Origin of the sequence: uncultured Ruminococcus sp. (genome assembly GCF_937915125.1) — a bacterium.
GTDB lineage: Bacteria > Bacillota > Clostridia > Oscillospirales > Ruminococcaceae > Ruminococcus_C.
The window spans coordinates 35,020-53,636 of the sequence record NZ_CALDMP010000013.1; the positions used below are offsets into that span (position 1 = coordinate 35,020).

Genomic DNA, 18,617 nt, shown 5'->3' on the forward strand with positions numbered 1-18,617 from the left:
TATCGAGCCTCCCCTGAAAGGGGAGGGGGACCATTGCGCAGCAATGGTGGAGGGGTATTATACCAGTAAACAAAAGCGAAACATCCATTCTCATTTCTTAATGCTTGACATGTAAAACGCCTTTGCCAGCTGATTATTTTCCGCCACAGGACGTTTTGCCGGACAGGCGTAGGTACAACAGCCGCAGTTCATGCACAGGGTAACTTTCAGCTTGCCCAGTGCATCGGCGTCCTCATTCCGGAACGCCTTTGCGATCTCCGTGGGCATGAGCCGCAGAGGACATGCCTGGACGCATCTGCCGCAGTGGATGCAGGCGGACGCCTTCGGGGAGACGAACTTCTCCAGCGCCAGAATAGCGTTGTTGGCTTTCAGCACCGGGTCTGCCGGGTCGGGGATGGCAATGCCCATCATGGGGCCGCCGTAGAGAAGCTTTTTCGCCCGTTCCATGTCGCACTGGGCAAAGTCCAGTACATCCTGCACAGGTGTTCCCATGGGTACCATGACATTGCAGGGCTTTCCTACTGCATCGCCGTCCACAGTCACCATACGCTGCACCATGGGCATACCTGTCTTGAGGTAACGGCTCACAAAGGCAACAGAGGATACATTCATGACGATAACGCCCTGATCTGCCGGAAGCTGTCCCTCCATGACCACACGTCCCAGGGTATTATAAATCAGCACCTTTTCTGCACCTTGGGGATATGTGGTAGGCAATGTCACCACCTGGATCTCCGGGTGCGCCTTTGCCTTTTCCGTCAGGACACGGATGGCTTCGGGCTTGTTTGCCTCGATCCCGATCATGGCTTTGGGAATCTCCAGCCAGTGGAGCACCTGCAATACACCATCCAGTACTTCGTCAGGTGCTTCTACCATCTGACGATAGTCGGATGTGATATACGGCTCACATTCCGCCCCATTGATACACAGGGTATCCACCTTCTGCTTGGGTGCAAGCTTCACGTGCGTGGGAAAGCTTGCGCCGCCCATGCCCACCAGACCGCTTTCCCGGATGGCAGCCAAAAAGCTTGCCTTGTCAGTAATTTCCGGGGGCTTCACATCGGGACAGACGGTCTGCTGTCCGTCCGTTTCGATTTCCACCATGGGACAGGTTCTGCCATTGGACATGCGGTAGGTGGAGATCGCCTTCACCGTTCCCGATACACCAGAGTGAATGGGTACTGCCATAAAGGCATCTGTATCGCCGATTTTCTGCCCCACCAGCACCGTATCCCGTGGCTTTACCACAGGTGTACAGGGTGCGCCGATGTGCATACTCATGGGAATCCGCACCAGCTTTGGCAGCGGCAGGGAAACAGATGCACTGTTCTCTGTGTTTTTATGGTGCGCCAGGTGGACACCATGCAGTTTTTTCATAGGTTTTCTCCTCTCTTTTCATGCTTTCAGATTTTGACGATATTTTTTTGTTTATGTTGAATACCCCTCCACCGCCTGTCGGCGGTTCCCCTCCCCTTTCAGGGGAGGCAGATTTTCCGTGAATAATCACCTAATGCCTCCCCTGAAAGGGGAGGGGAACCATTGCACAGCAATGGTGGAGGGGTTCTTTCACAAACAAAAATGTTTCAAATTGTCTCAAATTGCAGCCCATCGCTGATATACAGCGTTCCGCTTATGTCCTGGGCGACAATTTTGTAGTCCTCTGCCTGCAAATGGCGGTCAATATGTTCCGTGCCCTCCAGCCAGATGAGGGTGGAGAGAAAATCCGACTGTAAGCCGCTGCCGCAGAATACGGTCACGGTAGTCAGATCCGACTCCGCCGGCATTCCGGTGACAGGGTCGAGAATATGACAATATTCCTTGCCGTCATCGGCGGTGAAATAGCGTTCATAGCCGCCGGATGTGGACAGGAAACAGGCTTCTGTAGAGACTGTCCCCAGAATGCCGTCTCCGTCCGGGTCACGGATCTCTACCGTAAAGGGTTTTCCGCCGGGCTTTTCGCCGTAAAACAAAATGGACGAGGTCATGGAAACTGTGCCGTAGCTCGTCTCCCCGGCTTCATCCAGCAGCTGCTTCACGCAGTCCAGCCCATAGCCCTTTGCCACCGCCCCGGCGTCCAGCTGAGCACCGTCTGTCAGAGTGACTGTGTCATTCTCCGCCGTCACATGGGCAGGGGAGACCGTGGGCAGAACCCCATCCAGCTCCGCCTGGGAGGGTACATGGGGTGTCTCCGTAGTGATACCCCAGAGCTTCGTCAGAGCGCCTATGGTAATATCCACCAGGTCGCCGTAGCGTTCGTTGTACTCCAGCGTCCGGGAAACCAGGTCGGATACATAGGCATTCCCCGACAGTGTGCCATCCCGGTTCAGCCGGGAAACAGCGCTGTCCGGGGCATAATTGTCCAGCGCTTTGTCCAGAGACTGGAGCAGCTGGGCAACCTCTTCTGTATCGCCGCCCTGGAGGGTCATAGTACACGCCGTATCCATGACCCACACCGTTTTTGTCCGGGTCTGTTCTGCCGGTGCGGCACAGGATGTCAGAAATACCAAAGGCAGAACAGATGAAAAAAGTTTTTTCCAAATCATAAAATAATGCTTTCCTTTATGGTCGGAACATGATATACTATACAGTGTACTTCATAGTATACCTTTCGGGCAATTGTCCGATTTTTTCAAAAAACCCATTTCTCATTATAATACAAATCGACAGCATTGTAAACCGAAAAACATTGTCTTTTTTGAAACCAAATTATTTTTTGGATTTCCCTGAAAATAATAAGGGCATCTCTAAAAACCCCGAATCCGTCAGATGTGGTGCAGATTTGCGACAGATTCCCTTGCGGAAAAACGCAGGAATACTCGATGTATTTCAAGTTTTTCCACAAGGGAAGATGGCGTAAAGATGCGCCGCAGATGACGGGTGAGCGGGTTTTTAGAGGTGACCACAAGATAAAAATCAATAATTTTCGCCAAAATAGGGAGTTGGTATTTCCTAACTTCTTATTTCGAATTGCAGACATAAGGAGGTCTTTTTCATGAAAGGATATCGCATCAGCGTCATTCGCCACGGCAGAACAGCCGCAAACGACAAGGGCATTTACATCGGCAGAACGGACTATCCTCTGTCGGACAAGGGTGCGGCGGAGCTTGCCGGAAAAATGGACGAGTTTGTGTACCCCAATGTGGCACGTGTTTACAGCAGTCCTCTGCGGCGTTGTATGGAAACGGCGGAAATTTTATTTCCCGATGTGCCGGTGCAGACGGTGGACAATCTCATTGAGATGGATTTCGGCGAATTCGAGGGAAAATCTGCGGATGAGCTGGTAAACCGGGAGGATTTCAAGGAGTGGCTCAAGGGCGGTGTGGACTGCCGTCCGCCCCAGGGCGAAAGCGTAAAGGAGATACAGCTGCGTATTTTCCGGGCGCTCCGGGAGGTTATCTCGGACATGATGCAGGAAGATCTGCTCCACTGCGCCATGATCACCCACGGCGGCATCATTGCCAATATGCTTGCCGGATTCGGACTGCCGAAAATTCCGGCGCAGGAATTGCAGTGCCAGCCGGGAGAGGGCTTTGATATTCATATCACCGCAGATCTGTGGCAGCGCTCCCAGGCGTTTGAGATATTGGGAATGACGCCGTATAATGCATAATTACGCCGCTGACGGCAAGGAATGAAATTGTAGGGGCGAACTGTGTTCGCCCGCCGGAAATGCCGGGAAATAATCGGGCGAACACAGTTCGCCCCTACTACATTGTCACGTTTAAAACTTTACTTTCTGTCTGGAAATCAGAAACGTAGGGCGGGGGCTTGCTCCCGCCGTATTTATCTGAAATCTTCAATTGTAGTAAGATGAAGTTTTAAGTGGGACTATGTACTACAGTATTCCAGAAGAACTCAACCGAAACGCCATTGCATGAATCCCCCCAATCCTGCCATACTATTCCTGACAAAACGCACGGGAGGGAATGGAATGCAGATATTGGAGGGACAGCGCTTTGCCGGAACGGTACTCCGGGAGAACCGGCGGCTTTTGTGGGAGATTCCGGGACTATTGGTGCTGCTGGGTCTCATGCAGCTGCTGGAATGGTCGGCGGCGGTACTGTTATTGCGTATCCGCGGCGAAACGCCGGCGGCACTGATGGCAGAGGACGGCATACTATGGCGGCTGGTGCAGATATTCCTGGGAATTCCATGCGGTCTGGCGTGGATCTGGTGCAGCTGGACAGTATGGCTGCGCTGTACCCGTGCTGCGGGGATATTGCCGGAAAAACGGCATTATTCCAGGGGGAAAATGCTGCTTCTGGCGTTTCAGAACGAACTGATCCGGACGGTGCTGCTCCAGAGTGTGACGGTGTGCTTTTTCGGAGCGTACCGGATGTGGGAAACTGCGGCGCAGCACAGGGAAAGTGCACCTTGGTTATTCGGCGCTGTGCAGCTGGCGGTGCTGGGCGTGGCGTGTTTTTGTGTGTGGATCTATGTGAGTCTGGGGCTTTGCTGTGTGCCGTTTGTGTGGTTTTCAAAGCCGGAGCTGCCGCTGTGGCGTATTCCGCTGCGTGCCATGGATGTTATGCGTGGGGGCAGACGGGAATTGCTGGGGATACTGGCGTGGTATACGATGCAGATGCTGCCCATTGTGACGATTCCATGGATTCTGCCCCGGGCAGGGGTAGCGGTGACGGTATTTTTCAATATCCGTGTGCGCATAGCAGAAGAAAAATACAGCACGCCGCATTCTGTAACAATCAGAAAGTCACCTTCCCATTTATAAAAAGCTTCATTGCCGCCTGCGGCGATTTGGCTTTTAACATAACTTCTCGTGCAATAAGAAAGGATAAAACTTATGGCGAATTCTTTGGTCTTTGTGGCGGATGATCTGGAACAGCCTATGACGGCGGAACAATTCCTGCGGCGGCACAAGGGCATCTCCCATCGGATGCTGGTGCGGCTGAAGCACACCCCCGGCGGCATCTGCTGCAACGGAAAACCCATCCGCACCATTGACCCCATATTTCCCGGCGACCGCATCGTCCTCACCGAGCCGGAACATGCTTCAGAACTGTCACCATCACCCCATATTCACGTGCCGATCCTGGCGGAAACAGCGTCCTATCTTCTCTACAACAAACCCCCTGGCATGCCAGTCCATCCCTCTCAGAGGCACCATGACGATACCCTGGGGAATGTCTTTGCGGCGGCATTTCCAACGCTGCCCTTTCGCCCTGTATACCGCCTGGACAGAGATACCAGCGGCATCTGCCTGATCGCAAAATCTGCCTATAGCGCAAAGCTGCTCCAGGGACAGATTCAAAAACGATACCTTGCCCTGGTCTGCGGTATTCTCACATCTCCCGGCACAGTGGATGCGCCCATTGCCAGGGAATCCGACTCCATTATCCGCCGCTGTGTCAGAGCAGACGGAAAGCCGGCAGTGACGCACTTTGTCCCTCTGGGCAATGACGGACAGTATACCCTCCTGGAGCTGACCCTGGAAACGGGACGAACCCACCAGATCCGGGTACATATGGCACATGTGGGGTATCCGCTGGCAGGGGACTCCCTGTACGGCGGCGATCTGTCCCGGTTTCAGCGGCACATGCTCCACTGCACTTCGGTGGAATTTCCCGACCCGGATACCCATAAAAGGGTTTCCGTGGTCTGTCCGTGGGAGGAATTGCAGGGGAATCTTTTCGAGAAATAACGGGCTGTTGCAAAGGCAGTAAAATCCTGGTTCACAGATCGATGTGAGGATCGCACCGCACGGAAATCAATTTTATGTTTCAATCCAATCACCCCTCCACCATTGCTGCGCAATGGTTCCCCTCCCCTTTCAGGGGAGGCAGCTAGGGCTCCCCTGAAAGGGGAGCTGGCACGGCGTAGCCGTGACTGAGGGGTTCTTTCCTATAAAATTGATTTCCATGATCGCACCGTGTTCCTGTTGGATTTTCACTGTCTGCAACAGCCCATTCATTAGCATTTCAGTGCCTTCTGATAATATCCCCGCATCTGCATCATCATGCCCTCAGATGAGAATGCCTTTGCGGCGGCACGGTTGTATGCACCCATTTGTTTCCGGAGAAGCCGGTTTTCTTCCAGCTGTGCAATGGCGTCTACACAGGACACCACGAGATCACCCTTGAGGCAAAAGGCACCTTCGCCATTGTGGGCATAGCTCTTTGTACCATGGCTGCGCACGGTGATGAGGGGCAGTCCGGCTGCCATTGCCTCCAGTGCTGCCATACCGCAGCCTTCCCGGCGGGACGGCATACAGAAAATATCTGCCGCCCCCAACAGATCGGGAATATCTGTCCGATAGCCCAGAAGATGCACCCGTTCTGTGAGGTGAAGCTTCTGGGTGAGTTTTTGCAGGAACAGCATATCCGATCCCTCGCCGCAGATGACATAATGGAGATTTTGCAGATTCCGCAGACGTGCCATTGCCTGCAACACCACCCGGAGCCGCTTCTGCATCCGGAGCGTTCCTACAGAGAGCAATACAGCGGCATCCTCGGGAATATGCAGTTCCCGGCGCATCTCACTGCGGCTGCGTATAGGTGTGGCGTATTTGTCATAATCCAGTCCCACATCCGGCAGAGAGACCACCTTTTCGGCATGAAGCCGCTTTTCTGCATAGGCAGCGTCCTCGGGACAGACGGTGAACATCACATCGGTATCTTTGCTGTACCGCCGTTCCAGGGAGGAAAAAAACAGCCGTTCTGCCGGTACACAGCCACGGTATACCCGGAAATCGTGGGCAGTATAAAACACAGGAATCTGCCGCTTTCGTGCAGCCTTTCGTCCGTACATGCCGGCAATGGTGCCGTGACAGTGGAGCAGATCGGGCTTCAGTTCTCCCAGCAGTTCATCCAGCATCTGAAATGCTCTGTGGTTCCGGCGCAGCCCGTGGACGCTGTCGCAGAAGGGGAGATCATGCCAGATGAGCTTCGGATTGTTCTGATTAAATTCATGCAGTGCAGCCGGCGAAAGATTCGGCTGCTCCAGATTGCAGATCATATGGATCTCACAGCCCAGGGTCTGGAGGGCAGTGAGGTCATTTTTTGTAAATTGTACCAGAGTGGCAGCTGAAGCTGCAAAGAGAACCACACGTTTCATGCAACATTTCCTTTCGGTTCAGAATGAGAATGCTATTATTATACCATAATCTTGATAGAAAGTCCAGTGTCTTATGCAAGTGCTGTGTAAATCAGTGGAAGTGCGGGCGAACACAGTTCGCCCCTACTGCTATTGATTTGAAAACCAGAAGCGTAGGACGGGGGCTTGCTCCCACCGTTCCCGAAGAACCTAAGGAGAACCCTTTGTAGGGGCGGATATCATCCGCCCGCCATATTCCCCACAATTACACAAATTCGGTGCAACTGTAGCCCGCCAAAAATTCAGGCAAACCAAAACGGGAGATCAATGGTCGCCCCTACTACCCTGTCACATCTTAAAATTTATTCCGTTGAAAACGTCCCACCGGGACGTTTTCAAAATTTTGCTTGTTGAAAAAGGTTTACAAGGGGAAAGCGGTCTTGTTCGCTTTCCCCTCGAAAAGCTGTCGCTTTTCTCACCCCTTTTCTCCGCGGCGCAAAGAATGCGCCGGGGTGTTTCGCTGTCTGCGGACAGCGACCAGGGACGCTGTCCCTGGACTCTGCCAGGGCTTCCGCAACCCTGGACCTGCGCCAGCTGTGCTCAGCTGGACCAGCAGCCTGAGCAACCTTTTTGAAAACGGGTAGGATACATTTTTAAGTATTACAAAATACTACAATGAGTTTTCCTTATGTTCTTCGGAGGATTTTCGGGCGAACACAGTTCGCCCCTACAATGTTCCATGTTTTGTTTGAAAAATATTGTAATATGTCATAAAATGGATTTTTGCGATGCTTACAGCCGCTGGCTTGACAGAATCGTGGAAATCTGGTATAATAAAAAGAAATCAACTTTTTCATAAGTATATTGTGCAGGGTGATAGATGCACAAATGGAAAAACAATATCCGCCCATCCGATGTGAAACGAAGCAAGATAAAATTGCCCGAAATGCCGTGTTTTCCGGCATCCGGCAAGAAGCCGCTTCAGAAAGGACTGACCATATGAAGAGAGAAACACTGCTGCATTCCGCAAAGATCCAACAAATGATCGCACAGTACAAGCACGACATGCAACTGGTAGACCAGCTCACTGCTGACGCTGAGCCGCACTATCAGATCGAACAGGAACTCTATGTCAAGCACGAAGTCAAGCGTGGACTGCGTGATCTGGACGGACGGGGCGTGCGTGCCGGTCTGACTACCATCAGTAAGGTCTGTGCAACGCAGATGGTGGACGGCAGGGAAGTTCCCGGTCCGGGACGGCTCTATTATCGGGGGATTCCCATCGAAGAACTGGTAGAGGGATTTGTGACCCACGATCGTTTCGGCTTTGAGGAAATCGTCTATCTGCTGCTTATGGGACATCTGCCGAAGCAGGATGAACTGACCCAGTTCCATCAGCTGATGGTGGATTATCAGCTGCTGCCCAATCATTTCAACAGCGGCGTTATCATGAAAATGCCCAGCGACAACATTATGAACACCATGGCGAAATGTGTCCTGGCACTCCACGCCTATGACCCGAAGCCGGACGACACCAGCCTGCCCAATGTTATGCGCCAGTGTATCCAGCTCATCTCCCAGTTTCCCTCTCTGGCGGTGTTCGGCTATCAGGCATCCATGTACTTCCGGAATGACAAGAGCATGTTCATTCAGAAGCCCGACCCGAAGCTGACCATTGCGGAGAATATCCTCTATATGATGCGTCCCGACGGAAAGTATACCAAACTGGAGGCAAAGCTTCTGGATCTGTGTCTGGTGCTCCACGCAGAGCACGGCGGCGGTAACAACTCGGCATTTACTGTCCACGTGGTTTCCTCTTCGGGAACGGACACCTATTCCACCATTGCAGCGGCACTGGGCTCCCTGAAAGGTCCGAAGCACGGCGGCGCAAACATCAAGGTCATGGAGATGTTTGCAGATCTGAAGGCGCACTGTCCCGACTGGAAGGACGAGGACGCTCTGCGTGCCTATTTGCAGGGGCTGCTGAAGGGTGAGGGCTTCGACCATACGGGGCTGATCTATGGCATGGGTCATGCCATTTATTCTGTTTCCGACCCCCGTGCGGTGATCCTGAAATCCTTTGTGGAACAGCTGTCTACGGAAAAGGGCTGCCACGATGAGTTCCAGCTCTATGCAACGGTAGAACGCCTTGCCGGTGAGGTTATTACCCAGAACCGGAAGATTTATAAGGGCGTTTGTGCCAATGTGGATTTCTATAGTGGGTTTGTATATCGGATGCTGGGGTTGCCCATGGATCTGTTTACGCCTATTTTTGCCATTGCCCGGATCGCTGGCTGGTCTGCACACCGGCTGGAGGAGCTGATCAATTGCCGGAAGATCATTCGCCCGGCGTATCTCTCCGTATCCGAACCCCAGAATTATGTGCCGTTAGAAGAGCGATAAAAATGAAGGCAATACCGTGCAAAGCCGTCAGGCGGTCTTTGTGCGGTGTTGCCTTATGTTTCAACCAAATTACCCCTCCACCATTGCTGCGCAATGGTTCCCCTCCCCTTTCAGGGGAGGCAGCTAAGGCCGTTTTAAGTTAATGACATTGCAGCTAAGGCTCCCCTGAAAGGGGAGCTGGCACGGCGCAGCCGTGACTGAGGGGTTCTTTCCTATTAAATTGATTCCCATGCTGCAACAGTCCCTTTTTTCAAGTTCATAACCAAAAATCCGCCGTACCACAATCGTGATACGGCGGATCGTCGTTTTATCGTTGTCTTACATATTCCCGGTCTCAGGAAAATGCATTCTGCACCTCCGGTTTATACTACCGGAAGGGCAATCAGATTATCGATGAGGTACTGCATAATGACTGTTACGTCAGTGGTATCCAGTACGTTGTCACGCTGACAATCTGCGTTGGACAGCTGGGTATAATTGAGGAATACACAGCCGTTCAGATATTTTTGCAGCAGAACTGCATCTGCGGCATCTACTGTGCCGTCACAGTTCACGTCGCCGTAAATCGAAGCATAAGTCGGATCGGCAACGCCTACAACAGCGACAGAGGACTGTACCGTTGCAGCAGTGGTTTCTGCTGTGGTTGTCTGACTCGGTGCTGCGGTCGTCTCTGCCGCAGCAGTGGTGGTTGTGGTAGTTGTTGTTGTGGTGGTAACTGCTTCTGTTGTTGTCGTCGTCGTTGTGGTGGTCGCCGCAGTAGTGGTAGCTGCCGGAGCAGTTGTCTGTGCAGCTGCTGCCTTCAGATAATCCATAGAGCAGTAACCATTCACGCCGTTATACGAAACAGCCGCCCAGCTGCCGTTTCCGGAAGAAACAGTTACTGTCGCACCGTTCGGAATGGAACCCACCTTCGAAGCGGAGGTAGAGGGTGCGCTGCGGATGTTCAGAGAAGAAGCGGTCACGGTATATGTACCGGCATAGCTCTCAGAAAAATCAGAGGTGTCCGGTGTGCTGGGCTGTGCAGATGTGCCCTCTGTCACAGACGCATCCCCCCAGCCCAGGGAGATCACGGTGTTATAGGCATCGTTCAGCCGGCTGGTGTAATAGCCGGAGCTGTTTCCGCGGTCAGTGAGTGCCGCATTGTGCAGAGTTGCCAGGGTGATGTCTGCATAGGAACCGCTGCCCTTTGCGGCAGAGAGAATTCGTGCAGCCACGCCGCTTCCGCGGTTATAGAGCTCTGCATAATAAACCAAAACGCCGGCATTTGTCAGACCATATTTCTTTCCGGCATTGATATAGCCCTGTACATCACTGAATGCCAGAGCGTCCTGTTTGGATTTTCCCACAGAAGTGGTCAGCAGGTTCGATGCTGCTGTGCCCTCTGCCACAGAAAAGGTCCGGGTGTTCCAGCTGGAGGCGGTCATGACTTCATTATAAAAAGTGCTTCCCAGAATGCTCTGTGCAGATGCTGTGTCAGCGTTTGCAATCGAGCGCATCAGCTGGAGTGCACGGGTTGCGTGCCATTGCAGGATACCGATGCTCACTGCACCGTTATCGTTGCGGTTAATGGAACCATAGGTTCCTTCGTTTCGTGTGATAATTTCCACTGCGACCTGTGTCATCTCATCCACAGAAACTGCCGACGCCCGCAGGGGGACAGCAAAGGAAGAAAAGACCAGTGTCAGAAATGTAAGACAGGATAAAACGACTGCCATGATTTTTTTACGCATACTTTCGCTCCTTTAAGATTTTTGCGTCTACAGCAGCCGCTGCATCGCAGTACGGCAGAGCCGCCGCTTGCAATGCGCGTCATATTCAATTGTAAGAGAACTGAATAAAAACAACGGCACACGCCTGTCCGGTCCTGGGGCGGATGGCTGTTTTACGCTCTGCCGGCATTGTCCTGACGGATCAGAGGATCTGTCGTAACACGGACAATCCGCCTGGGATCTTCGATCCCCTTGGAACTTGTGCGCCGCCTGCATTGCCCCGTCTGCCGGAATGCTTTGGACAGACGGACGGCAGACGGTTGTCCTCCGGAACACATGCAGAAAGCATGTCCGCCGGGAGGCAGTGGTCACCGTACATATGCTATTATACCATGCTTGTAACCGATTTGCAAGACTTTTGCTCGGTTTGTTCCAATTTTTTACGATTCTGAATAGTTTTGTACAAAATTCGACTCCTGATCTTGTGCAGTTACCACAAATATTGAAACAAAGAATATGTCCCGTTTTGTAATCTTTTGTTTGAAACTGTCATAATACGGTATTGGTACGAACCCCTCCACCATTGCTGTGCAATGGTCCCCCCTCCCCTTTCAGGGGAGGCATGAATCGAGAAATCCACCATTTGCTTAATTTCGACGTTCTTAGCCGCCCTTGAAAGGGGAGAGGAACCGCCGACAGGCGGTGGAGGGGTTTATAGCGAAAAAAATAAATTGATTTGCGTGTTTTTCTGTAAAAACATCTTGTTTTTTTTCAAATATTGTGGTATAATACGGTTACTACCTTATTCACCCTAGCTGCCGGCAGAAGGGGAAAACCGGCACATGAAACAGAAAGGAACAGACATATGACATATGAGGAAGCGTTGCAGTATCTAACTGCACACGGACAGGAGCATTTGCTTCGGTTTTATGACAATTTGCTGCCCCAGCAGCAGGAAAAGCTGTTGGAACAGATCGCCGGTCTGGGACTGGAACGCCCCCAGTTCCGGGATCGCAGTGCGCTCACCCAGAAGCGGGGGAAATTTTCTCCCCTGGGTGCACTGACATTAGAAGAGATCCGCGCCAACGAGGAAACCTATCGCAAGATCGGCATTGAGGCGATTCAAAATGCCAAGGTGGGTGCGGTACTCCTTGCCGGCGGTCAGGGTTCCCGGCTGGGCTTTGACCATCCCAAGGGGATGTTTAATATGGGAAAGACCCGGGAGCTGTATATTTTCCAGTGTCTTATCCAGAATCTCCTCCGGGTGACGAACGAAGCCAGTGCATATGTGCCGCTGATGATCATGACCAGCGAACAGAATGATGCAGAAACACGTGCATTTCTGAAGGAACACAACTATTTCGGCTACAGCGCAGACAATGTGCATTTCTTCAAACAGGAAACAGAACCGGCGGTAGACGAAGCAGGAAAGGTACTCATGTCTGCGCCGGATCAGATCGTACTGTCACCAAACGGCAACGGCGGCTGGTTCTCTTCTATGCAGCGTGCCGGACTGTTGAAAACCGTAGAGGAGATCGGCATTGAATGGCTCAATGTCTTTGCAGTGGACAATGTGCTCCAGCAGATCGCAGATCCGGTATTCATTGGTGCTACCATTGCTTCGGGCTGTGCATCCGGCGGAAAAGTTGTCAGCAAGGCAGCGCCGGACGAGCGTGTGGGTGTGCTTTGTCTGGAGGATAACAAGCCCTCCATTGTGGAATATTATGAGATGACAGAGGAAATGCGCACTCTGCGCAATGCGGACGGCAGTCTTGCCTATCGGTTCGGCGTGATTCTGAACTATCTGTTCCGGGTGGATGCACTCATGGACACCCTGGGATCGGATTTTCCTCTGCACATTGCCCACAAGAAAATCCCGTATCTCAACCAGGATGGAAAATTTATAAAGCCTGAGGAACCAAACGGCTATAAATTCGAGACACTAGTGCTGGATATGGTACACATGCAGGACAGCTGCCTTGCATTTGAGGTAGAGCGTGCCAAGGAGTTTGCACCGGTGAAAAATGCTACTGGAGTGGATTCCGTGGAGACGGCACAGGCGCTGTTGGAACAGAATGGTGTGGTATTGTAAACGATGTTGCATGTTGTCAAATTGGAACAAGTGCTTGCTATGGCGGACAAGTTCACCTGGTGGGTCTACCAGGAACAGAAGAAATGTACCCCTATTTCCAGCGGTACGAAGGCACAACCTTATCACAGAAAAAAGAAAAAAAACAGGTAACACTGCGATTATGGGCGGCTGCTGACTGCTCTTACAGAAAAGGACTGTTCGGGAACGGTTTTGTTCCGGAGCAGTCCTTTTTTCGGGATATTATTTTACAAATGGCTGTAAAGAAAAATCCCGAAAATGGCGTTTATGCGTCATTTTCGGGAATGTGATTTGGTGACCCGTACGGGAATTGAACCCATGATTCCGCCGTGAAAGGGCGGTGTCTTAACCTCTTGACCAACGGGCCGTATGGTAGCGGCAGCAGGATTCGAACCAGCGACCAATCGGGTATGAACCGAGTACTCTAGCCAACTGAGCTATGCCGCCACATCAAAAAGCAGTTCTGAAACAGCATTTCACACCGTTTCTGCATTTCCTGCGACTATGATAGTATACTACATTTCCAGACAATTGTCAAGGTTTTTTTTGAAATTCGTCTGTTTGCACAAAACACAGACCGTTCTTTGTATCTTATTTGGTGATATAGTTGACCTGTGCAGTTTCTCGCTGCTTTTCTGGGAGATATGCCGGATTTTCGAGACTGTCACGATAAATACGCTTCAGTCTTGTTTCGGCTTGAAAATTGCCGCTGCAATCACGCCGAATACCATTGCCGCCGTAATTCCGGCTGAGGATGCCGTAAGTCCGCCCATAAAGATGCCCAGAATGCCCTTTTCGTCCACGGATTCCTTGACGCCTTCCGCCAGGAGATTCCCGAAGCCTGTCAGAGGCACGCTGGCACCACCGCCGGCAAGCTCCACCATCTTTGGGTAGATGCCTACCGCTGACAGGAGCACACCTGCCACAACATAAGCAGTCAGTATTCGTGCTGGGGTCAGCTTTGTATAGTCAATGAGCACCTGTCCGATGGCGCACAGCACACCGCCCACGATAAATGCCCAGATTAAGTCCTTGATCATAACCTTTCCTCCTTTGACAGCACTATGCGCTTATTCCGAGAGTCTTTTCCACAATTTTTTCTGTTTTCCACTGGAAATTGTGGAAAACAGTCTGAAGATGGATGCGTAGTTCATTTTGCACAAGCACGGTATTGCCTGCGATGAAATATTCAAGGCAATACCGCACAAAGATTGCGCGTCAGGTGCGCCGTCAGATTTTTCGTCAGATGAAACAAAAAGCGCAGTGAATACTTTGTGTATTCACGAGCATTTTTGTGAAATATGACGCAAAATATGCAAGCATATGACGTGCAAAGACGTCAGGCGCTCTTTGTGCGGTGTTGCCTCAAACAATATTGGGAATATTTTTGTTTTCTGAGCGCAGTAAACCCCGAAATTATACACGATGCATTTCATTTATGCCCTGTTTTCCACAATGCAATGCCTTATTTTTGAAAACTGGTCAATTCCACAAGATGTGAAATGCCGGGGATGCTTTCGCCCTGTTGGGATGCCGTGGGGGACATGAGAGCGCCTGTTGCGGCGAAGAGAATTTTTTTCAATCCGCCACGCTGCAGGGACGGGAGAAAATGGCCGCAGAGAATGCTGGCGCTGCATCCACAGCCGGAACCGCCGGCGTGAGTGTCCTGGGTATCCGGGTCAAACATCATTGCGCCGCAGTCCTTGTGCACATTTGCAATATCATAGCCCTGTTTCATGACCAGATCACAGAGCAATTCGCTGCCTACCAGTCCCAGATCGCCGGTGACTATAGCGTCATAGGCAGTGGGTTGGGTTCCGGCAGATTTGAGATAACGGACGATCGTATCCGCAGCGGCAGGCGCCATGGCTGCGCCCATGTGATTGGCATCGGTCACGCCCAGGTCAACCATGGTGCCGATACAGCCACCAGTGACGCAGACGCCCTCGGGTTCGCCGTCAGGCTGCTGGAGAATCACAGCGCCGGAAGCGGTGCATGTCCACTGCGCCGTGGGCGGACGCTGACCGCCGTAGGAGAGGGGAAAACGGAACTGGCGTTCTGCTGTGGAAAAATGGGAGGACGTGACTGCCGCTGTATATTCGCCCACACCGCTTTCCGCCAGGAGCGATGCCACGAGAATGCCCTCTGCCATGGTGGAACAAGCGCCGTAGATCCCCAGCAGGGGAATCTCCAGGGGACGGAGACCGTAGGTAGAACCAATGCATTGATTCAGGAGATCGCCGGCGCAGATGCAGCTGAGATCGCTGTCTTTCAGACCGCTTTTGGATAATGCCAGTTGAATGGTCTGCCGCTGCATGGTGCTTTCCGCCTGTTCCCAGGTATCCTGTCCGAAATGGGCATCGGGTTCGATGTGGTCGAAGCAGCTGCCCATGGGGCCGTCGCCTTCTTTCTGACCGACAGTGGATGCATAGCCGATGATCTGCGGGGGAGCAGTGTATTGAAAAACGGCTCGGGATAATGTGCGTACCATGTGAATCACCTCAGCAGTAGTATGCACCGCAGGGATGAAATTATACAAAAAAATGGCGTACTATATCAGTACACCATTTGGAAAAAAATTCAATAGGGTTAACAAATCCGAACCCGAGCGAAGCGAGACCTCTTTTTTCTTTTTTCTTCTTTTTCTTTTTTCAGCAAAAAGAAAAAGAAGAAACACCCCTTGCAAAAAGCCAAACCCAGAACAGCAAAGCGCAAAGCCGTCATAAAAAAGGAACCGCCGCCCGTCTCAAAAAAACAAAATGAAAAGTACATCACCCTATCCAACCCAACAACGGCTTTGCGCCCCAGGCGAACAGCGAGCACAAGCGAGCGAATTTCGCCGGACAGTCTTGCGGAGGCACATTCAGAATATTGCGTTACCCATTGGAGCCAAAATCCGAGGAACACATGTTTCACGTGAAACATTTATAATTGAGAGAGAAGTTGCGTTGAAAACGTCCCACCGGGACGTTTTCAAAATTTTACTTATTGAAAAAGGTTTACAAGGGGAAAGCGGTCTTGTCCGCTTCCAATCGAAGCCCAGCGGAAATGGCTTCGACAGACTTCACCAAAGATGTTCAGCCCCCTCGAAAAGCTGTCGCTTTTCTCACCCCTTTTCTCCGCGGCGCAAAAGTATGCGCCGGGGTGTTTCGCCGTCTGCGGACGGCGACAAGGGGCTTTGCCCCTTGACCCCACCAGCATTTTTGAAAAATTGCTGGATCAAAAAACTTCATTGCCGCCTGCGGCGTGGTTGGAATCTTACGGCAACACCGCACAAAGAGCGCCTAACGGCTTTGCACGTCATATGCTTGCATCTTTTCCGTCATATTTCACAAAAATGCTCGTGAATACACAAAGTATTCACTCCGCTTTTTGTTTCATCTGACGAAAAATCTGACGGCGCATCTAACGCACAATCTTTGTGCGATGTTGCCTTACGAATATTATAAATCTGAGACAAGTCTGGGTGATAACTTCTTATGCATAAATTTCTTTACTTTGCGCATACTTTCCTCGAAAGGAGCGCTTACTATGAAAATCAGTCAGGAACTTTACAAAACCATGCAGGATCAGACTGCGCCCAGGTCGAAATCCTGGAAAAACATCCCCCTTGCCTTCCTCATCGGCGGTCTCATCTGCACCATCGGCGAAGCCGGCATCCATATTCTCACAGAATACTGCGGCATGGACAAAAAGCCTGCCTCCGCCTGGGTCTCCATTGCCCTTGTCGCCATCAGCGCCATTCTCACAGGCCTTGGCTGGTATGCCAAACTGGGCAAGCACGCCGGCGCAGGTACACTAGTACCCATCACCGGATTCGCCAACGGCGTCGTTTCCTCCGCTATTGAAGCACGTTCTGAGGGCTGGATCCTGGGCATTGGCACACGTATTTTCGCCATTGCCGGACCAGTGATCCTGTATGGCACAGGGGCATCCATGCTCTATGGACTGATCTATTACGTCTGGACGCTGTTCAAATAGAGCAAATTGATCTCCGGCGGATTGCAGAATCTCGGCTTTCCGAGGCCGCCGGATACATACATCTGGGTCTTGCCTTTTTGGTACCAGCCCTTGTCATATTTCGGGAAAAACCGCCGCTCCGGAGACAATACGCCGCCCACCAAGGGCAAGCGTATCAGACCACCATGAACATGGCCGCACAGCACCAGATCTGCACCCCATCCGGCATAGGTGTCCAGCAGAAAAGGATTGTGCGCCAGCAGGATGGTACATCCCTGGGGCTGCCCCAGCGCCTGTGCCAGATCGGCAGCAGTATATTCCGCCAGATGGCGAAAGCCCCTGTTTTCGTCACGGTAAATATTCGATGCCAGCGTGGCACCTGCCAGATATAAGGGTGCACCGCCGGGGTTCCGAGTCAGGGGAATTGTTTCATTCAGCAGCAGGTGACAGCCGGATGCACCGATCACTTTTTGCAGTTCCATCCACACGCCCTGAGACAAATCCAGTTCATGATTTCCCGGGCAAAGATACACGGGGCAGATACTGCGCAGCTGCTGTAAAAATGACGCAATTCCGGAGAAATCCTGCATATCCCGGGAGATGAGATCGCCTGTGATTACGATATAATCGGGCTGTAGTTCACGTGCTTTCTGCACGATACGGCAATTTTCCCGTCCCAGTTCCCGATGATGGATATCCGAAATTTGCAATAGCGTTACGCCGTCCCATTCCCGTGGCAGACGCTCCAGAGTGATCTGTTTTTTCCGCACCAGCAGCAGATTCTGTTCCACGCAGAACCAGAGCAGCACCAGCAGAAACAATGCCCCCAATATTCCCAGCCAGATCATGCGGCACCTCCGGCAGACTTGCGCTCCCGGCGGCTGTCCTGCAAATGGAGCAGCAGAACGTCAATGCCGGAAAAAATCAGCAGATACAGGGAAGTGAGCATCATCCGCCCGGAATAGAGCGCCACTGTTTCCGCAGCACCGCCCTGGGGTTCTTGGAATGGGTGGTACAGGGACATATCCGGGTTATGCAGGAACATTCCCAGGGATACCAGCACGCTGAGCACCAGAGGAATTAGCACGCCGCCGAAAAATACATGCAGCCGGCGTATTCCACGGTTTTCCAGGGTATCGGATTGGTAAACGTGGTACACCGCACACAGCAGCAATGGCGTGAGAAACAGCAATCCTGCCGGGAAGGATGTCCACTGGTAGATCACCCAGTGCAGCAGCTGCAAAAACAGGCTGCATAGCGTGACAAGTATGATTTTTTTCCAGGTTTTCATAGGTTCACCTCTTGGTTTGTTTCACGTGAAACATTACTCTTTTAAGGCAATACCGCACAAAGATTGTGCGTCAGATGTACTCTACGAGCATAAA

Annotated in this window: 15 protein-coding genes and 2 tRNA genes; 6 read left to right on the forward strand and 11 right to left on the reverse strand. The window is 51.9% G+C overall.

All coding sequences use genetic code 11. The features are described from left to right. Nucleotides 1-90: 90 nt before the first annotated feature. Nucleotides 91-1,377, reverse strand: coding sequence for an electron transport complex subunit RsxC (rsxC, locus tag Q0418_RS01240; RefSeq protein ID WP_298481726.1), 1,287 nt, complete (start codon nucleotides 1,375-1,377; stop codon nucleotides 91-93). A 206-nt stretch (nucleotides 1,378-1,583) separates the two neighbouring features. Further along, nucleotides 1,584-2,543 carry an FAD:protein FMN transferase gene (locus Q0418_RS01245; protein WP_298481727.1) on the reverse strand — a complete coding sequence of 320 codons (960 nt, stop codon included), beginning with the start codon at nucleotides 2,541-2,543 and terminating at the stop codon, nucleotides 1,584-1,586. A 449-nt stretch (nucleotides 2,544-2,992) separates the two neighbouring features. Here Q0418_RS01245 and Q0418_RS01250 point away from each other — a divergent pair, with 449 nt between their 5' ends. The 3 genes from Q0418_RS01250 (at nucleotide 2,993) to Q0418_RS01260 (ending at nucleotide 5,659) form a co-directional block, all read left to right on the forward strand. Then, complete coding sequence (locus Q0418_RS01250) at nucleotides 2,993-3,610, forward strand: histidine phosphatase family protein (RefSeq protein ID WP_298481728.1); 618 nt, start codon at nucleotides 2,993-2,995, stop codon at nucleotides 3,608-3,610. Between the two features lie 321 nt (nucleotides 3,611-3,931). Then, on the forward strand, nucleotides 3,932-4,729 hold the full coding sequence (locus tag Q0418_RS01255) for a hypothetical protein (RefSeq protein ID WP_298481729.1): 798 nt from the start codon (nucleotides 3,932-3,934) through the stop codon (nucleotides 4,727-4,729). Nucleotides 4,730-4,801: 72 nt separating this feature from the next. Then, complete coding sequence (locus Q0418_RS01260) at nucleotides 4,802-5,659, forward strand: RluA family pseudouridine synthase (protein WP_298481730.1); 858 nt, start codon at nucleotides 4,802-4,804, stop codon at nucleotides 5,657-5,659. A 269-nt stretch (nucleotides 5,660-5,928) separates the two neighbouring features. On the opposite strand, the gene Q0418_RS01265 is transcribed toward Q0418_RS01260, so the two are convergent. Continuing rightward, nucleotides 5,929-7,071 carry a glycosyltransferase gene (locus Q0418_RS01265; RefSeq protein ID WP_298481731.1) on the reverse strand — a complete coding sequence of 381 codons (1,143 nt, stop codon included), beginning with the start codon at nucleotides 7,069-7,071 and terminating at the stop codon, nucleotides 5,929-5,931. A 1,044-nt stretch (nucleotides 7,072-8,115) separates the two neighbouring features. On the opposite strand from Q0418_RS01265, the gene Q0418_RS01270 reads away from it, so the two are divergent. Next, on the forward strand, nucleotides 8,116-9,453 hold the full coding sequence (locus Q0418_RS01270) for a citrate/2-methylcitrate synthase (protein WP_298481741.1): 1,338 nt from the start codon (nucleotides 8,116-8,118) through the stop codon (nucleotides 9,451-9,453). A gap of 362 nt (nucleotides 9,454-9,815) precedes the next feature. On the opposite strand, the gene Q0418_RS01275 is transcribed toward Q0418_RS01270, so the two are convergent. After that, nucleotides 9,816-11,183 (reverse strand): SH3 domain-containing protein, encoded by a 1,368-nt coding sequence (locus Q0418_RS01275; protein WP_298481732.1) that lies wholly within the window; start codon nucleotides 11,181-11,183, stop codon nucleotides 9,816-9,818. An 844-nt stretch (nucleotides 11,184-12,027) separates the two neighbouring features. Between Q0418_RS01275 and Q0418_RS01280 the strand changes: the two genes are divergently transcribed. Continuing rightward, the gene (locus tag Q0418_RS01280) at nucleotides 12,028-13,254 is read left to right on the forward strand and encodes a UDPGP type 1 family protein (RefSeq protein ID WP_298481733.1); all 1,227 of its coding nucleotides are present in this window, start codon (nucleotides 12,028-12,030) and stop codon (nucleotides 13,252-13,254) included. A gap of 310 nt (nucleotides 13,255-13,564) precedes the next feature. On the opposite strand, the gene Q0418_RS01285 is transcribed toward Q0418_RS01280, so the two are convergent. From Q0418_RS01285 to Q0418_RS01305, 5 genes are all read right to left on the reverse strand, one after another. Continuing rightward, nucleotides 13,565-13,639 (reverse strand) — tRNA-Glu (locus Q0418_RS01285). A 3-nt stretch (nucleotides 13,640-13,642) separates the two neighbouring features. Beyond that, a tRNA-Met gene (locus Q0418_RS01290) sits at nucleotides 13,643-13,719 on the reverse strand. Nucleotides 13,720-13,952: 233 nt separating this feature from the next. Beyond that, nucleotides 13,953-14,312, reverse strand: a complete 360-nt coding sequence (gene spoVAE / locus Q0418_RS01295) for a stage V sporulation protein AE (RefSeq protein ID WP_298481734.1) — start codon at nucleotides 14,310-14,312, stop codon at nucleotides 13,953-13,955. Nucleotides 14,313-14,737: 425 nt separating this feature from the next. Beyond that, entirely contained in the window at nucleotides 14,738-15,763 is a 1,026-nt protein-coding gene (locus tag Q0418_RS01300; protein WP_298481735.1) for a stage V sporulation protein AD, read from the reverse strand. A 98-nt stretch (nucleotides 15,764-15,861) separates the two neighbouring features. Beyond that, the gene (locus Q0418_RS01305) at nucleotides 15,862-16,188 is read right to left on the reverse strand and encodes a hypothetical protein (RefSeq protein WP_298481736.1); all 327 of its coding nucleotides are present in this window, start codon (nucleotides 16,186-16,188) and stop codon (nucleotides 15,862-15,864) included. A gap of 615 nt (nucleotides 16,189-16,803) precedes the next feature. Between Q0418_RS01305 and Q0418_RS01310 the strand changes: the two genes are divergently transcribed. Continuing rightward, nucleotides 16,804-17,253 carry a SpoVA/SpoVAEb family sporulation membrane protein gene (locus tag Q0418_RS01310; protein ID WP_298481737.1) on the forward strand — a complete coding sequence of 150 codons (450 nt, stop codon included), beginning with the start codon at nucleotides 16,804-16,806 and terminating at the stop codon, nucleotides 17,251-17,253. On the opposite strand, the gene Q0418_RS01315 is transcribed toward Q0418_RS01310, so the two are convergent. Together Q0418_RS01315 and Q0418_RS01320 are read right to left on the reverse strand one after the other, a co-directional pair. Further along, nucleotides 17,229-18,080, reverse strand: a complete 852-nt coding sequence (locus Q0418_RS01315) for a metallophosphoesterase (RefSeq protein ID WP_298481738.1) — start codon at nucleotides 18,078-18,080, stop codon at nucleotides 17,229-17,231. The genes Q0418_RS01310 and Q0418_RS01315 overlap by 25 nt on opposite strands. Further along, nucleotides 18,077-18,523 carry a hypothetical protein gene (locus Q0418_RS01320; RefSeq protein WP_298481739.1) on the reverse strand — a complete coding sequence of 149 codons (447 nt, stop codon included), beginning with the start codon at nucleotides 18,521-18,523 and terminating at the stop codon, nucleotides 18,077-18,079. The genes Q0418_RS01315 and Q0418_RS01320 overlap by 4 nt, the downstream gene beginning before the upstream one ends. Nucleotides 18,524-18,617 lie beyond the last annotated feature (94 nt).

Coding starts and splice junctions, on each gene's coding strand:
- rsxC (WP_298481726.1), bottom strand. CDS start 1,377: ATGAAAAAACTGCATGGTGTCCACCTGGCGCACCATAAAAACACAGAG.
- Q0418_RS01245 (WP_298481727.1), bottom strand. CDS start 2,543: ATGATTTGGAAAAAACTTTTTTCATCTGTTCTGCCTTTGGTATTTCTG.
- Q0418_RS01250 (WP_298481728.1), top strand. CDS start 2,993: ATGAAAGGATATCGCATCAGCGTCATTCGCCACGGCAGAACAGCCGCA.
- Q0418_RS01255 (WP_298481729.1), top strand. CDS start 3,932: ATGCAGATATTGGAGGGACAGCGCTTTGCCGGAACGGTACTCCGGGAG.
- Q0418_RS01260 (WP_298481730.1), top strand. CDS start 4,802: ATGGCGAATTCTTTGGTCTTTGTGGCGGATGATCTGGAACAGCCTATG.
- Q0418_RS01265 (WP_298481731.1), bottom strand. CDS start 7,071: ATGAAACGTGTGGTTCTCTTTGCAGCTTCAGCTGCCACTCTGGTACAA.
- Q0418_RS01270 (WP_298481741.1), top strand. CDS start 8,116: ATGCAACTGGTAGACCAGCTCACTGCTGACGCTGAGCCGCACTATCAG.
- Q0418_RS01275 (WP_298481732.1), bottom strand. CDS start 11,183: ATGCGTAAAAAAATCATGGCAGTCGTTTTATCCTGTCTTACATTTCTG.
- Q0418_RS01280 (WP_298481733.1), top strand. CDS start 12,028: ATGACATATGAGGAAGCGTTGCAGTATCTAACTGCACACGGACAGGAG.
- spoVAE (WP_298481734.1), bottom strand. CDS start 14,312: ATGATCAAGGACTTAATCTGGGCATTTATCGTGGGCGGTGTGCTGTGC.
- Q0418_RS01300 (WP_298481735.1), bottom strand. CDS start 15,763: ATGGTACGCACATTATCCCGAGCCGTTTTTCAATACACTGCTCCCCCG.
- Q0418_RS01310 (WP_298481737.1), top strand. CDS start 16,804: ATGAAAATCAGTCAGGAACTTTACAAAACCATGCAGGATCAGACTGCG.
- Q0418_RS01315 (WP_298481738.1), bottom strand. CDS start 18,080: ATGATCTGGCTGGGAATATTGGGGGCATTGTTTCTGCTGGTGCTGCTC.
- Q0418_RS01320 (WP_298481739.1), bottom strand. CDS start 18,523: ATGAAAACCTGGAAAAAAATCATACTTGTCACGCTATGCAGCCTGTTT.